Annotated in this window: 13 protein-coding genes and 1 pseudogene; 8 read left to right on the top strand and 6 right to left on the bottom strand. The window is 72.4% G+C overall.

Translation table 11 applies throughout. From position 1 onward, the window contains the following. Window positions 1-64 precede the first annotated feature (64 nt). A complete protein-coding gene (locus tag AB0J93_RS02360) occupies window positions 65-505 on the top strand; it encodes an SRPBCC domain-containing protein (RefSeq protein ID WP_363917294.1) in 441 nt (146 codons plus the stop codon). A 23-nt stretch (window positions 506-528) separates the two neighbouring features. Here AB0J93_RS02360 and AB0J93_RS02355 read toward each other — a convergent pair. Beyond that, window positions 529-822: pseudogene (locus AB0J93_RS02355) on the bottom strand (sporulation protein); the annotation flags it as partial. A 129-nt stretch (window positions 823-951) separates the two neighbouring features. On the opposite strand from AB0J93_RS02355, the gene AB0J93_RS02350 reads away from it, so the two are divergent. Together AB0J93_RS02350 and AB0J93_RS02345 are read left to right on the top strand one after the other, a co-directional pair. Beyond that, complete coding sequence (locus AB0J93_RS02350; protein WP_363917292.1) at window positions 952-4,647, top strand: S8 family serine peptidase; 3,696 nt, start codon at window positions 952-954, stop codon at window positions 4,645-4,647. A gap of 137 nt (window positions 4,648-4,784) precedes the next feature. Continuing rightward, on the top strand, window positions 4,785-5,768 hold the full coding sequence (locus AB0J93_RS02345; RefSeq protein ID WP_363917290.1) for a transcriptional regulator TrmB: 984 nt from the start codon (window positions 4,785-4,787) through the stop codon (window positions 5,766-5,768). A gap of 21 nt (window positions 5,769-5,789) precedes the next feature. On the opposite strand, the gene AB0J93_RS02340 is transcribed toward AB0J93_RS02345, so the two are convergent. Further along, window positions 5,790-6,578 carry a sporulation protein gene (locus AB0J93_RS02340; protein WP_363917288.1) on the bottom strand — a complete coding sequence of 263 codons (789 nt, stop codon included), beginning with the start codon at window positions 6,576-6,578 and terminating at the stop codon, window positions 5,790-5,792. Window positions 6,579-6,832: 254 nt separating this feature from the next. Between AB0J93_RS02340 and sigB the strand changes: the two genes are divergently transcribed. From sigB to AB0J93_RS02320, 4 genes are all read left to right on the top strand, one after another. Beyond that, complete coding sequence (sigB, locus tag AB0J93_RS02335) at window positions 6,833-7,843, top strand: RNA polymerase sigma factor SigB (protein WP_363917286.1); 1,011 nt, start codon at window positions 6,833-6,835, stop codon at window positions 7,841-7,843. Window positions 7,844-7,964: 121 nt separating this feature from the next. Next, on the top strand, window positions 7,965-8,336 hold the full coding sequence (locus AB0J93_RS02330) for a metalloregulator ArsR/SmtB family transcription factor (protein ID WP_363917284.1): 372 nt from the start codon (window positions 7,965-7,967) through the stop codon (window positions 8,334-8,336). Beyond that, complete coding sequence (locus AB0J93_RS02325) at window positions 8,333-8,824, top strand: SRPBCC family protein (RefSeq protein ID WP_363917282.1); 492 nt, start codon at window positions 8,333-8,335, stop codon at window positions 8,822-8,824. The genes AB0J93_RS02330 and AB0J93_RS02325 overlap by 4 nt, the downstream gene beginning before the upstream one ends. Next, window positions 8,821-9,228 (top strand): VOC family protein, encoded by a 408-nt coding sequence (locus tag AB0J93_RS02320; RefSeq protein ID WP_363917280.1) that lies wholly within the window; start codon window positions 8,821-8,823, stop codon window positions 9,226-9,228. The genes AB0J93_RS02325 and AB0J93_RS02320 overlap by 4 nt, the downstream gene beginning before the upstream one ends. A 13-nt stretch (window positions 9,229-9,241) precedes the next feature. On the opposite strand, the gene AB0J93_RS02315 is transcribed toward AB0J93_RS02320, so the two are convergent. From AB0J93_RS02315 to AB0J93_RS02305, 3 genes are all read right to left on the bottom strand, one after another. After that, the gene (locus tag AB0J93_RS02315) at window positions 9,242-11,800 is read right to left on the bottom strand and encodes a GNAT family N-acetyltransferase (RefSeq protein WP_363917278.1); all 2,559 of its coding nucleotides are present in this window, start codon (window positions 11,798-11,800) and stop codon (window positions 9,242-9,244) included. Between the two features lie 28 nt (window positions 11,801-11,828). Then, window positions 11,829-13,010, bottom strand: coding sequence for an acetoin utilization protein AcuC (locus AB0J93_RS02310; RefSeq protein ID WP_363917276.1), 1,182 nt, complete (start codon window positions 13,008-13,010; stop codon window positions 11,829-11,831). Between the two features lie 116 nt (window positions 13,011-13,126). Continuing rightward, on the bottom strand, window positions 13,127-13,969 hold the full coding sequence (locus AB0J93_RS02305) for a sulfurtransferase (protein WP_363917274.1): 843 nt from the start codon (window positions 13,967-13,969) through the stop codon (window positions 13,127-13,129). Between the two features lie 98 nt (window positions 13,970-14,067). Here AB0J93_RS02305 and AB0J93_RS02300 point away from each other — a divergent pair, with 98 nt between their 5' ends. Further along, window positions 14,068-14,757, top strand: a complete 690-nt coding sequence (locus tag AB0J93_RS02300; protein WP_363917272.1) for a metal-dependent transcriptional regulator — start codon at window positions 14,068-14,070, stop codon at window positions 14,755-14,757. A gap of 9 nt (window positions 14,758-14,766) precedes the next feature. Here AB0J93_RS02300 and AB0J93_RS02295 read toward each other — a convergent pair whose 3' ends face one another. Next, window positions 14,767-15,006, bottom strand: coding sequence for a DUF5522 domain-containing protein (locus AB0J93_RS02295; RefSeq protein WP_363917270.1), 240 nt, complete (start codon window positions 15,004-15,006; stop codon window positions 14,767-14,769). Window positions 15,007-15,086 lie beyond the last annotated feature (80 nt).

Below are 15,086 nucleotides of genomic sequence, written 5' to 3'. Positions count from 1 at the left end.
GTCCCGTGGCGGCGTGATCCATCCTGCCCGCCTTCGGGCATCTCAACAGAGACGAGGAATCACGATGCTGAACATCCTGCACCGGGTCGGCGTCACGTCGGCTCCCGAGGACGTCTACGCCGCCCTGACCACTGTCGACGGGCTGGCGAACTGGTGGACCGAGGAGACGGACGGCGACGGCGACGTCGGCGGAGTGCTCCGGTTCCGCTTCATACCCGGCGGCTTCGACATGAAGGTCCTGGAGACTCGGCCGGCCGAACTGGTGCTCTGGGAGGTCGTCGACGGCCCCGAGGAGTGGATCGGCACCCGGGTCCGCTTCGAGCTGAAGCGGGAGGACGACTTCACGATCGTGTTGTTCCGCCACGAGGGTTGGCGGGAGCCGGTGGAGTTCATGTACCACTGCAGCACCAAGTGGGCGATCTACCTGATGAGTCTCAAGCGGCTGGTCGAAACTGGTAAGGGCGAGCCCGCGCCGCACGACGTGCAGATCAGCAACTGGCACTGAGGTACAGCGCGGGATCGCGGAGTTCAGCCGAAGAGGCCGCGGCGTTGCAGCGACTGACGCAACCAGCCATCGAGCTGGGCGGCAAAGTCGGTGTTGGCCGCCGAGGCGTGCTCGACGGCGAAGCGACCGAAGACGTCGCGGCCCTCGGTGAACAACCCACCCCGCTTGTCCAGCTCCAACACCACCTGCACCTGCCGGGGGTCGGTGACGAAGGTGACCTCCAACTGCTTCATCGCGCCCGCGTACTGCGGCGGCGGGTAGAACTCGATCTCCTGGTAGAACGGCAGCGTCTGGTGCACGCCGTAGATGTGCCCTCGCGAACGCGGCACCCCAGATCAGCGGGGTGGTCGCCGCCGTCCATCGACCGGATGGCGGGATCGTGCCGTGGCGTGACCCCGCCATCCAACTTTGTTCACCGGGCACGACGGCGGCGGTAGAACCGTGCCATGCCTTCCCCCAGAACGCCCTTCACCTCGGGTCGGACGCGACGGCGACTGATCGCCGCCGCAGCGGCCGCCGGCCTGGTGGCCGCCGGCGCCGCCGCGATCCGTCCGCCCGCCGCGGCGGCCGGACCGACCCCACCCCCCGCCACCGCCACCGCACGGGACACCCACACCGTTACCCTGGTCACCGGTGACGTGGTCACCGTGACGACCTTCGCCGACGGCAAATCCACCGCCGACGTCGACCGCCCGGACGACGCCACCGGCGGTGTCCGCATCCAGCAGAGCGGCGGCGACCTGTACGTCCTGCCCGACGAGGCGGTGCCGCTGCTGACCGCCGAGCGGCTCGACCGGCGCCTGTTCAACGTCACCGACCTCATCGAGATGGGCTACGACGACGCCCGGGCGGCCGAACTGCCGCTGATCGCCACGTACCCGAAGGCCGCCGCCCGCGCCGCCCGACCGGCCGCGCCGCGCGGCACGAAGCTCGTCCGGGACCTGCCCAGCATCAGCGGCCGGGCGCTCGCCGCTGACAAGAAGCAGGCCCGGGCGCTCTGGTCGGCCGTCGCGCCCGCCGCCCCGTCCGGCATGGCTCTCGGCGCCGGCGTGACCAAGCTCTGGCTGGACGGCCAGGTGAAGGTCAACCTGACCGAGAGCGTGCCGCAGGTCGGCGCGCCCGAGGCGTGGGCCGCCGGCTACGACGGCGCCGGCGTGACGGTCGCGGTGCTGGACAGCGGGGTCGACGCGACCCACCCCGACCTGGCCAGCCAGATCGACGAGAAGGTCAGCTTCGTACCGGGCGAGGACACGTCGGACGTGCACGGCCACGGCACCCACGTCGCCTCGACCATCGCCGGCACCGGCGCGGCCTCCGGCGGCGACCACAAGGGCGTTGCGCCGGGTGCGGACCTGATCGTCGGCAAGGTCCTGGGCAACGACGGGTACGGCCAGGACTCCTGGATCATCGCCGGCATGCAGTGGGCGGCCGAGTCCGGTGCCGACGTCGTCAACATGAGCCTCGGCGACGCGTCGCGCACCGACGGCACCGACCCGATGACCCTGGCGGTGGACACCCTCTCCGCGCAGCACGGCACACTCTTCGTGGTCGCCGCCGGCAACTCCGGACCGCAGAGCATCGGCTCGCCGGGGACCGCCGCGAGCGCCCTCACCGTCGGCGCGGTGGACAAGCAGGACCAGCTCGCCTGGTTCTCGAGCACCGGGCCGCTGGCGCGCACCGGGGCACTGAAGCCGGACATCGCCGCGCCGGGAGTCGGCATCTCCGCGGCCCGCTCGCAGCAGTCCGCCGGCGAGGGCATGTACCAGAGCATGGACGGCACCTCGATGGCCGCCCCGCACGTCGCGGGTGCGGCGGCGGTCCTCGCCCAGCGCCACCCGGAATGGACCGGCCCGCAGCTCAAGGAGGCGCTGATGAGCAGCGCCGAGGCTCTCCCCGGCGGCTACGGCCCGTACGAGGTGGGCACCGGGCGGCTCGACGTGGCGGCGGCGGTGCGCGGCACCGTCCGGGCCACCGGATCGGTGTTCTTCGGCAACTTCGACTGGCCACACGAGACCACGGACGCCCCGGTTGCCAAGCCGGTGACGTTCACCAACTCCGGCACCGCCGCGGTCACCCTGAACCTCGCCGTCACCGGCACCGGCCCGTTCTCGCTCAGCGGCTCCTCGGTGACCGTGCCGGCCGGCGGCAGCGCTGAGATCGCGGTGTCCGGCGACCCCCGGTCGGCCCCCCACGGCCAGGTCACCGGCTACCTCGTCGGCACCGATGCGGCCACCGGTGCCCCGGTCACCCGCACCGCGCTCGCCCTGCTCAAGGAGGAGGAGCGGTACGACCTGACCGTGAAGCTGCGCGGCCGGGACGGCAAGCCGGCCAGCTCGACCATCGCCGTGAAGCGGGCCGGCGAGTGGTTCACCTGGTCGTTCGCCGTCGACGGCGAGCAGACCCTGCGGCTGCCGCCGGGCACGTACACCGTGGAGACGGCGCTGGACGTGCCGGGTGAGCAGGCCGACGCCCTGGGCCGCGCCGTGCTGGTCGACCCGGAGACGGTGCTGGACCGCCCGTCCGAGGTGGTGCTGGACGCCAGCCGGGCCCGCCTGCTCGACACCACCGCACCGCAACGCACCGAGGACCGGCAGCGCAAGATCGACTACACCGTCGAGTACGCCGGCGGCGACAGCTACCGTTCGATCTACCAGCTGCCGATCAGGTACGACGACCTCTACATCCTGCCGACCGAGCGGGTCGAGCAGGGGTCGTTCACCATTGCGGCCCGATGGCGCAAGGGCGAGCCCATGCTGAGCGTGGCCGTCCCCGGCCTGCCGCCGGTCAACGCCACCGTGCAGCCGGGCGCCGCGCTCACCGCCGGCACCGAGACGCTGCGGCCGGTCTACGTCGGCACCGGCAGCCCGGACGAGTACGCCGGCCTCGACGTCGAGGGCAAGGTCGCCATCGTGACCCGCAGCGACGCGGTCCCCGCACCGGATCGCGCCGCCGCCGCGGCGGCCGCCGGAGCGAAGCTGCTCCTGGTCGTCAACGACGGCCCCGGGATCCTCAACGAGTACGTCGGCGAGTCCCCGATCTCCGTCGGCACCCTGCACCGCGACGCCGGCGAGCAGCTGATCGAGGCGGTCCGAACCAAGGCGCCGAAGCTGACCGCCACCCGGGTGCCGTTCGCCAGCTACCTCTACGACCTGACCAAGGTCTGGCCCGACCAGGTGCCCGACCGGGCGCTCACGTACCACCCGACCCGGAACGACCTGGCCCGGATCGACGCCCGCTACCACGCCGTCAAGGACACGCCGGGCTCCGGCTACCGGTACGACATGACGTTCAGCCCGTCGTTCGGCTTCCCGGAGTCCGAGCAGCACCCGGGCACCCGCATCGAATGGGTCACCCCGGACGTGGTCTGGCACGAGGTGCACAGCCAGGGCACCTGGACCGACACCGCGTACCTGAACACGTACGCCAAGGGCACCACCACCCGGCTGGACTGGTTCGCCCCTGCCGTCCGGCCGGCCTTCAGCCGGGCCTTCGGGGTGAAGAACAGCCGCTACCGCGACTACATGACGGTCAACGTGCAGGCCTGGAGCCCGTCCGACGACGTGCTCGAGCACGGGGGCAACCTGGAGTGGGGCTCGGTGCCGACGAACCTCAAGCTGTACCAGGGCGACACCCTGCTGAACGAGAACCGGCTCAACTCCGACCTGCAGTGGACGGAGGTGCCGGCCGGCACGCTGCCGTACCGCCTGGTGCTGGACGCGTCGCGGCCAGCCGACCAGTGGCGGCTGTCCACCCGTACGCACACCGAGTGGGACTTCGTCTCCAGCTCCAACGAGGCGGACACCTTCGTCCCGTTCGCGCTGCTACAGCTCGACTACGCGCTGGAGACCGATCTGCGGGGTGACGTCAAGGCCGGGACCAGCCGGCGGATCGGCGTCAAGGCGGGACCGCAGCCGGGCGGCAGCGGTACCGGCACGGTCACCTGGGTGCAGCTGGAGGTCTCGTACGACGACGGCGCCAGCTGGCAGAAGGTGGCGCTGAGCCGTGACTCCGGCGGCTGGTGGGACGGCGCGCTGAAGCTGCCGAAGAAGCCGGGCGGCTTCGTGTCGGTGCGGGCCGAGGCTCGTACCGACTCCGGCTTCGGCATCCGGCAGGAGCTCATCCGGGCGTACGGCCTGCGATGATCGCGCCGTTGGGGGCCCCGGGGCCGGCAATGTCCGGGGGCCCCACCGGCGTGTCCGCTCCGTCGAAGACCTGGTCAGGACTCATGGGCATGTCACATACTTCCCGTGCCGCGATGGGCGCAGGGAGGAAGCCACCGATGCTGGGCGTGCTGGGGTTGAGCCCCGAGGACGAAGTGGTCTACGGCCTGTTGGTGCGGCGGGCGCGGGCCGACGTCGCTGCCCTCGCAGGCGCCCTTCGGCTGCCCGCGGCGGTGGTGGCCGCGGCACTGGAGCGACTGGTCGACTGCGGCCTGGCGACGTCCGGGCCGGACACCGAGTTCTCGGTGGCACCGCCGGCGGTCGCCCTGGGGGCGCTGATCAGCGAGCAACGCAACGCGCTGCGCAGCGCGGAGCTGGCGCTCGTCACCCTCGCCGAGGAGTACCGCGGCGCGGTGGCGGGGCGCACGATCGACGAGCTGATCGAGGTGGTCACCGGCGTCGACGCTGTGCGGCACCGGTTCGCGCAGGTGCAGCACGCCGCGCGCACGGAGGTCCGGAGCTTCGTCACCATGCCCTTCATCGCCGTGCCGCCGGGCACCAACGCGGTCGAGTCGGTGGCGGTGGGCCAGGGAGTGCAGTTCCGGGTCGTCGTGGACCGGCCGACCCTCGCCGAACCAGGGGTGGTCGCGGAGACCCTCGAGTCACTGCGCACCGGCGTGCAGGTACGGGTGGCCGAGTCGTTGCCGATCAAGCTCATCCTGGCCGACTCGGAGCTCGCCCTGGTGCCGTTGACCACCACCCCCGGCGGCGAGCCCGGCGCGGTGCTGCTGCACCGCACCGGGCTGCTGGCGGCGATGGACGCGCTGTTCGAGATCGTGTGGCGGCACGCCCACCCGCTGACCGTGTCCGCCGCCGGCGTGCTGGGGGACGCCGCCGGCCTCGACGGCGCCGACGGCCCGACCGACCTGGACCGCCAGATCCTGGCGTTGCTGCTGGCCGGGCTCACCGACCACGTCGTGGCCACCCGGCTCGACCTGTCGCTGCGGACCCTGCAACGGCGACTGCGCCACCTGATGGACATCGCCGGGGTGGAGACCCGGATGCAGCTCGGCTGGTACGCCGCCCGGAACGGCTGGGCCTGACCCGACCGGGCGGCGGTCCGGTCAGAAGAACATGCCCCGCCGCTGGAGGGACTGACGCAGCCAGCCGTCGAGCTGGGCGGCAAAGTCGGTGTTGGCCGCCGAGGCGTGCTCGACGGCGAAGCGACCGAAGACGTCGCGGCCCTCGGTGAACAACCCACCCCGCTTGTCCAGCTCCAACACCACCTGCACTTGCCGGGGGTCGGTGACGAAGGTGACCTCCAACTGCTTCATCGCGCCCGCGTACTGCGGCGGCGGGTAGAACTCGATCTCCTGGTAGAACGGCAACGTCTGGTGGACACCGTAGATGTGCCCGCGCTCCACGTCCGCTCGCGCGAACCGGAAACCGAGCCGCAGCAGCGCATCCAGCAGGCGCTCCTGGGCTGGCACCGGGTGCACCGCCACCGCGTCCAGGTCGCCCTTGTCGACGGCGCGGGCCACCTCCAGTTCGGTACGCAGACCCATGGTCATCCCGTGCAGGTGCTGCCCGTACAGCTCGGTGAGCGGGGTCTCCCACGGCACCTCGAACCGGAACGGGACGTCGTAGCGCTGCCCCGCCTCCAGCCGGAACGGGCCGGTGACCTGCTGCCGCTGGAACTCCTGGTTGGTGGCGTACTCGTTGTCGCCGCTCTCCACCTCCACCCGGGTGAGCAGCCCCAGGGCCACGTAGGACACGTCGACGCCGTGGTCACCGCCGGTGACCGCGATGCTGCCCTCCAGGTGGCCGCCCGGCCGGCAGTTCGGATTCGACAGCACCGTCTCCACCGACGGACCACCGACTCCCATCGCCTGCATGAGCCGTTTGAACACCACGATTGCCTCCGTCGCTCGATCGCCCGCATCCGGGCGGGTACGCCGGCCCGACGGCCGACCGCTGGCACGGTAACCGGCGTCGACAAGCCGAGCCGGCCGAACCGCCGGGCCGGCACGTCGCCGAGTGCCGACTCAGCGACTGTCGGTTCCCCGATCGCCTCACTCCCGTTTTACGCCCCGACGGCCAAGCTGTTTGTCACCGGCGCAACTGGCCGGCGGACACGGCACGGACGTGGACACGGGGAGAGACTGAGATGGCCCAGCAGATGACGGAGCACCGGACGCACGCCGGCACCGAGGCGGAGTACGGCGTCGACACCCTGACCGACCTGGACGCCACCGATGAGCGCGGCGTCTCCACCGACCTGGTCCGGGCATACCTCAACGGAATCGGTCGGACGAAGCTACTCACCGCCGTACAGGAGGTGGACCTGGCGAAGCGGATCGAGGCCGGCCTGTTCGCCGAGGAGAAGCTCAGCACCTGCATACCGGTCTCCGAAGAGCTGCGCGCAGATCTGGAACTGGTCGCGCGGCAGGGCCGGGCCGCCAAGAACCACCTGCTGGAGGCAAACCTGCGGCTGGTGGTGAGCATCGCCAAGCGGTACACCGGCCGGGGCATGGCCTTCCTCGACCTCATCCAGGAAGGCAACCTCGGCCTCATCCGCGCCGTCGAGAAGTTCGACTACACCAAGGGCTACAAGTTCTCCACCTACGCCACCTGGTGGATCCGACAGGCCATCACCCGCGCCATGGCCGACCAGGCCCGCACCATCCGCATCCCCGTCCACATGGTCGAGCAGGTGAACCGGATGGTCCGCGCCCGGCGTGAGCTGGCGGTGTCGCTGGGTCGGGAGCCCACGGTCGCCGAGGTGGCCCGCGCGCTCGACGTGCCGGAGTTCCAGGTGATCGAGCTGATCTCGTACGACCGGGAGCCGGTGAGTCTGGACCAGGCTGTCGGCGAGGACGGCGAGAGCGCCCTCGGTGACTTCGTCGCCGCCGTCGACCCGGCCGCCGGGCCCGGCGACGCCGCCACCCACGGTGAACTACGCAACGAGGTGAGCATCGTGCTGGCCACCCTCTCGCAGCGCGAGCAGGCCGTGATCCGGTTGCGGTTCGGCCTCGACGACGGTCGGCAACGCACCCTGGACGAGGTGGGCCGGGAATTCGGCCTCTCCCGGGAACGGATCCGACAGATCGAGAAGGTGACCCTGCTCAAGCTGCGTGCCCCGGAGCGGGCGCAGCGCTTGGAGGCGTACGCCTGCTGAGTTGAGCGTTCGGCCATCGGCCCCGGCGGTACCGCCGGGGCCGTTGCGTGTGTGCCGCTTGACGCGCGGGCGTCCAACCCGGTAGAAACCTTTTGGTTATCAAACCGGAAGGTTATACAACGTGCTCACCGACCTGGACGCCACCTTCGCCGCTCTCGCCGATCCCACCCGGCGCGCCATCCTCGCCCGACTGGCGGCCGGCGAGGCCACCGTCACCGAACTCGCCGCGCCCTTCGCGATGAGTCAGCCGGCCGTCTCCAAACACCTGCGCGTGCTGGAACGTGCCGGACTGGTCAGCCGGGGACGAGACGCCCAGCGCCGCCCCTGCCGCCTCGAAGCCGCGCCGCTGCGGGAGGCCACCGCCTGGCTCGCCGCCTACCGCGACCACTGGGCCGAGCGCTACCAGCGGCTCGACGCCCTGCTCGACGAGCTGCGTTCGGCCGAGGACGGGCAACGTGACGCCGGCACGCCGGACGGCGGTGCGGCACCGTGATCGACGACCATCTGGTGGTCGACACACCGGGCGATCGGGAGATCGTGCTGAGCCGGGTCTTCGACGCGCCGGCGCGGCTCGTGTTCGCCGCCTTCACCCGTCCTGACCTGCTCGTCCGGTGGTACGGCGCACGCGGCTGGCAACTGGTCGGCTGCGAGGTCGACCTACGGGTGGGCGGGCGCTGGCAATTCGAGTCGCAGGGCCCCGGCGGGCAGCGGATGGTCCAGCGAGGGGTCTACCGGACGATCACCGCGCCGCACGAACTCGTCTGCACCGAACGCTTCGACGACCAGTCGTACCCGGGCGACACGCTTGTCAGTCACACGTTCACCGAGCTCGCCGGGCGGACGACCGTCACCACGACGCTGCGCTACGCCACCCCCGAAGGACGCGACATCGCCCTGCGGTACCCGATGGTCCGTGGAGTCACCGAAAGCTTCACCCGACTCGCCGAACTGCTGGCGACGAGAACAGGAGGACAGCAATGAACTGGACGCTGGAAGTGGTGGTCGTACCGGTCTCCGACGTGGACCGGGCCAAGGCGTTCTACGCCGACCAGCTCGGCTTCGCCGTCGACCACGACACCGTGATCGGCGACGACGTACGCATCGTGCAGTTGACCCCACCCGGGTCGGGCTGCTCGATCGTCATCGGCAAGGGCGCCGTGCCGCAGATGCCACCGGGGTCGCTGAAGGGCCTGCAACTCGTCGTACCGGACCTGGCCAAGGCGCGCGCCGAGCTGCTCGAACGCGGCGTCGAGGTCAGCGAGATCCAGGTGCTCGGCGAGAACCCGCGCCCGGTGCCGGACCCGCTGGACAATGTCGGCTTCGTCTTCTTCGCCGACCCCGACGGCAACGCCTGGGCGGTGCAGCAGATCTCCAGTCGAGCCTGACCGGCCAGCCCACTCACAACCGGCGGGGGCCGGTGTCGGGGCGCGGCACGGCGGCGGAGCCGATCCGGACGTTCGCGTGCAGCACCGACAAACCATCGGGTCGGGCGAGCACCGGGTTCAGCGTCAGCGCCCGGACCCGCGGCTGGTCGTCGGCGAGGCGACCGACCCGCAACAGCAGGTCGGCCAGAGCGGCGCGATCGACCGGCGCGGCACCCCGATGGCCACGGAGCAACGGCGCCGCCCGCGGCGCGTCGACCAGCTCGGCGGCGTCCCGGTCGGTCAGCGGCACTGCTCGCCACGCCCGATCGCCGAGCAGTTCCGTGGCGACCCCACCGAGCCCGAACCCGACCACCGGCCCGAACGCCGGGTCCTCGACCAACTCCACCACACAGGCCACCCCGGGCGGCACCATCGGCTGCACCAGGACGTCCGCACCGAAGGCGACAGCCAGCTCCGAACAGGCGCGACGCACGGCAGCGGCGTCCGGCAGATCGAGGCGGACCGCACCGAGGTCGAGGCGGTGCCGCAGCCCCGGGGACGCGGCCTTGAGCGCCACCGGAAACCCGAGCCGAGCGGCGGCCTCGACGGCCTCGTCGACCGAGGCGGCCGGCACCGACTCGACCACGTCGATACCGTACGCGGCCAGCAACGCCGCCACGTCGGTGTCGTCCGCCCGCAGCGCCGCCTGCGCCGCCCCCGGGTCGACGCCGGACAGCTCCGGCAGGGTTCCGGTCGGCCGGCGCAGCCATCGCGCGTACGCGGTGACCCGGCCCAGCGCCCGAACCGCCTCCTCCACGCTCGGGTACGAGGGCATCCCGGCCGGGGCACGACCGACGAGGAAGGTGGCCACCGCCGGCTTGCCACCGGAGAGAGCCGCGGGCAGGGCGGCGGTGAGGTCGGCCTCGGTGCCGGTGAACTGGCCGGGCAGCGGCGGGGCGAAGAGCGCCACAAGCGCGTCGACCGAGTCGTCGGCGGCGGCCCCGGCCAGCGCCTCGGCGAACTCCGCCGCGCTGGCCCTCGGCCCGACGTCACGCGGGTAGCCGTCGGCGACGGAGAGCCCCTGGGCTGCGCAGGCGGTGGCCGCGAGCCCGGTCAACGCGGAGGAGTTACCGACCACGCCGACCCGGTCACCGGCGGGCAGCGGCTGATTGGCCAGCAGCACCCCGACGTCGAGCAGCTCGCCGACGGTGTCCACCCGGATCACCCCGGACTGGGCGAACAGTGCGCTGACCGCCGTGGAGTCCGGGCCGGCGACGTCACCCATTCCCGGCGGGCGGGCCGGTGAGGCCAACGCCACCACGGGCTTGTCCCGGCCGATGCGCCGGGCCAGCCGGGCGAACTTGCGCGGGTTGCCGAAGGTCTCCAGGTACAACATGATCACGTCGGTGCCGGGATCGTCCTGCCAGTACTGCAACAGGTCGTTACCGGAGACATCGGCCCGGTTGCCGGCCGAGACGAAGCTGGACAGACCGAGCCCCCGCCGGTCCGCCTCCGCCAGCAGTGCCACGCCGAACGCGCCGGACTGGCTGAAGATGCCGACCCGGCCCGGCACCGGCAGGCGCGGGGCGAGGGTGGCGTTGAGGCGTACGCCCGGGTCGGTGTTGGCCACCCCCAGGCAGTTCGGGCCGATCACCCGCATGCCCGCAGCGTGGGCCGCGCGGACCAGGGCACGCTGCGCGGCGGCACCCTCGACGCCGGCCTCGGCGAAGCCGGCGGAGATCACGACCAGGCCGTGCACCCCGGCCGCCGCGGCGTCGGCGACGACCGCGGCGGCGGCCTCCGGGGGCACCGCCACCACCGCCAGGTCGACCGGCAGCCCGGCATCGGCCGCCGACGGGTACGCGGGAAGCCCGGCCACCCGCGCGGCACTCGGGTGCACCGGCACCACCGACCCGGTGAACCCGCCGTCACGCAGATGCCCGAGCACCGCCGCGCCGACACCCTGGCCGGTGGCGCTGGCACCGTAGACGGCGACGCCACGCGGGGCGAGCAGCCGGGCGATGGAGCGCGCCTCGGTGCGGTGCTCACGTCCGCGCTGCACCTCCAGGGTCGCCTCGGTGGGCGCGATCGGGAAACTGAGGTGCACCACCCCGTCGGCGAACTGACGCTGGATCTGGTACCCGAAGTCGGCGAAGACCCGCAGCATCTGCCCGTTGGCCGGGAGCACCTCGGCCACGAAGTTGACGATCCCGGCCCGGCGGGCGGCGTCGGCGAGATGCTCCATCAGCACCGAGCCGATACCCCGCCCCTGGTAGGCGTCCTCGACGACGAAGGCCACCTCGGCGTCCGGCGACTGCGGGCCGAGCCGCTCGTAGCGGCCCACCGCGACGATCCGGTCGCCGGCCAGCACCACGAACGCCTCCCGGTCGCGGTGGTCGACGTTGACGAAGCGGTGCAGATCCCGCTCCGGGATCCGTGGGTACGGCGAGAAGTAGCGCAGGTAGCGGGTGCGTTCGGAGAACCGGGAGTGCATCGCCACGATCTCGGGCGCGTCGGACGGCTCGATCGGTCGCAACTGGACCGTGCTGCCGTCGCTGAGCAGCACGTCCACGGCGTGTTCGGCTGTGGTCACCTCGGTCGGCCCTCCCCGGCCGGCTCAGTCAGTCACGCGGATCGTGGGGATCGAGGCCGAGCAGCGGGAAGACCGCTTTCCGGGTCGCCGCGATCGCCCGGTCCACCGCGCTCGGCTCCCCGGTGGGCTGCCACGGCTCGTAGCCCGGGTCGACGTCGTCGGTCATCCGCAGCGGCACGTCGAAGCCGGGCCGACGGGCCGTGGCCATTTCCCGCCAGGCCGGCGGGGTCAGCGTCGCCGGGTCCAGCGGCGTGCCGGTGGCCACCGCCAGCAGGTGCGTCCAGGCCCGGGGCACCACCTCGACCAGGGCGTACCCGCCACCGCCGGTGGCCACCCAGCGCCCGTCGCACAACTCGTCGGCGAGCGCCCGCAACGCCAGGTAGGTGGCACGCTGACCGTCGACGGACAGGTGCAGGTCGGCGAGGGGGTCGACGCGGTGGGCGTCCGCCCCGCACTGGGTGAACAGAAGTTGTGGGCGGAACGCCCGCAGCACCGATGGCACGACCGCGTGGAAGGCACGCTGCCAACCGGCGTCCTCGACCCCGGGTGGCAACGGAATGTTGACCGCGGTGCCGGCGGCGTTCGGGCCGCCGGTCTCGTCCGGGAAACCGGTGCCGGGGAACAGGGCGAGCGGGGTCTCGTGCAGGCTGACCGTCAGCACCCGTGGGTCGTCCCAGAAGATCTGCTGCACCCCGTCGCCGTGGTGCACGTCGACGTCGACGTACGCGATGCGCTCCGCGCCCAGGTCGAGCAGCCGGGCGATGGCCACCGCCGGGTCGTTGTAGACACAGAACCCGGCGGCTCGGGCGGGCATCGCGTGGTGCAGGCCACCGGCGACGTTGACCGCCCGGCGGGCCGTACCCCGCCACACCGCCTCGGCCGCGATCACGCTCGCCCCGGCGACCAGCGCACTGGACTCGTGCATCCGGTCGAAGACGGGATTGTCCGAGGTGCCCAGACCGAACCCGGCGAAGAGCGGGTCGCGGGGCGCGATCCGGACCGCGTCGAGGTAGCGCGGGTCGTGCACCCGGGTGAGCAGGGCGGCGTCGGCGGGCACCGGCGGCACCAGCCGCACCCCGGCCCGTTCGAGGATGCCCAGTTCCCGGGCGAGGGCGATGGTCAACTCCACCCGCACCGGATCGAGTGGGTGGTCACCGAGGTCGTAGGCGAGCAGCGACTCGTCCCACACCACCACCGTGTCGTCGGACATCTACCCATGGTCGCACGATGGCCGGCCGGCGGCGCGTCGCCGGGCTGCCGACGGTCGGGCCGCCCCGGGTCGACACCCGCCGCACCACCGACGCGGCCGATCAGGCGTCGGACCGGTCAGGCGTCGGTGGCCACCGGTCGGTCCGGGTCGGCTACCCAGTTGCTCCACGAGCCGACGTAGAGCGCGGCGTCCGTGCGGCCGGCCAGATGCAGCGCGAGCACGGCCTGGGCCGCGGTCACCCCGGAACCGCAGTACGCCCCGACCGGAGCCTCGGCGGCCACGCCGACAACGGCGAAGCGGCTCCGCAGCGCCTCCGCAGCCGGGAAGCGTCCCTCGGCGACGTACTCGGGTGCGGGCAGATTCACCGCGCCGGGGATGTGGCCGGCGACCGGGTCGATCGGCTCGTGCTCGCCCCGGTATCGGGGCGCGGCCCGCACATCGATCAGGACACCGTCGCCGGCCGCCAGGCGCGCGGCAGCCGCGGCGTCCAGCACCGGCAGGGCTCCCGGACGGACGGTCACGTCGCCCGGCGCCGGAGCAGGTTGATCGGTGCTGACCGGCAGGCCGGCCGCCGTCCAGGCCGGGTAGCCGCCGTGCAGCAACCGGACCGGTCGGTGCCCCGCCCAGCGCAGCGTCCACCAGGCGCGGGCCGCCGACATGCCGTCGCCGCCGTCGTACACCACCACGGGATGACCCGCCCGCACACCGGCCGCCCGCAACGCCGCCTCCAGATCGTCCGGCTCGGGCAGCGGATGCCGCCCGGCCGGGCCGGGTGCGCCGCACAGCGCGGTGTCCAGGTCGACGAAGACGGCGCCCGGCAGGTGCCCCGCCAGATAGTCGTCCCGCCCGGGCGGCCCGGCCAGGCGCCAGCGGACATCGAGCAGGGTGGGCGGGTCGGCACCGTCGAGTTCGGCGGCGAGCCGCTCGGGCTCGACCAGGAGATCCTCTGTAGCAGACATGGCCGACAGTCAACACCATGAGTGACATGCCCGACGGTTCGGCGACAGACGTCCGGGGCGCGGGAGGGTACCATCAAGGCTGGAGGGCCGCTGACACCATGAAGTCCCACGACCTGGTCGATACGACCGAAATGTACTTGCGTACGATCCTCGAACTCGAGGAGGAGGGTGTGCCTCCGTTGCGCGCCCGGATCGCCGAACGCTTGCGCCAGAGCGGCCCCACGGTCAGTCAGACCGTCGCCCGGATGGAGCGCGACGGTCTGCTCACCGTCGAAGGTGACCGGCACCTCAGCCTCACCGAGCAGGGGCGCAGCACCGCCGTATCGGTGATGCGCAAACACCGGCTCGCCGAGTTGCTGCTGGTCAACGTGATCGGGATGCCCTACGAGGAGGCCCACGAAGAGGCCTGCCGCTGGGAGCACGTGATGAGCGACGCGGTCGAGAAGCGGGTCTACGACCTGCTCAACCGGCCGACCCGGTCGCCGTACGGCAACCCGATCCCGGGCCTGGACGAGCTGGGCTCGCCCGGCCTGGCCGAGCCCGAGCCGATTGACGGCGAGCGCAACCTGGCCTTCCCCGGCCTGACCGGCACGGTCGTCGTACGGCGGATCTGCGAGAGCGTACAGACCGACGCCGAGGTGCTCCGACAACTGCACGCAGCCGGCGTCGACCCGGGTGCCACGGTGACGGTGGCGCAGGAGCGCGATGCCGTGTCGATCGACCGCTCCGGCGAGAGCGTCCGGTTGCCCCGTGAGATCGCCTCCCGGGTCTTCGTCGCCGCCGCCTGACCCCGTCGCTCAGCTGACGTACGGGCAGTGTCGACAGCCCCGGCCGCAGCAGGTGCCGCGGCGGGCCAGGAACCCGGCCGTGAGGACGAACAGCCCGGTGTCCGGGTCGAGGTAGCCGGCGTCACCGGCGGCGAGGGCGGCGGCGTGCACGCTGAGGATGCGCTGCCGGCCTGGGTGATCGAGCGGCAACCGCGACGGGTGCGGCTCGGTCAGTGGCCGGGCCGCCAGGGGCCGTCGTTCTTCGCTCATCACCGGCAGTCTAGGTTTTCCCCGGCGGCGTCGATCCGCGCTGGCCCCGTCCACTGGCGGGACAGAGGATGAAGTCGATG

The organism is Micromonospora sp. NPDC049374 (genome assembly GCF_040677165.1).
Lineage (GTDB): Bacteria > Actinomycetota > Actinomycetes > Mycobacteriales > Micromonosporaceae > Micromonospora.
This window is presented reverse-complemented; position numbering and strand designations above follow the sequence as displayed.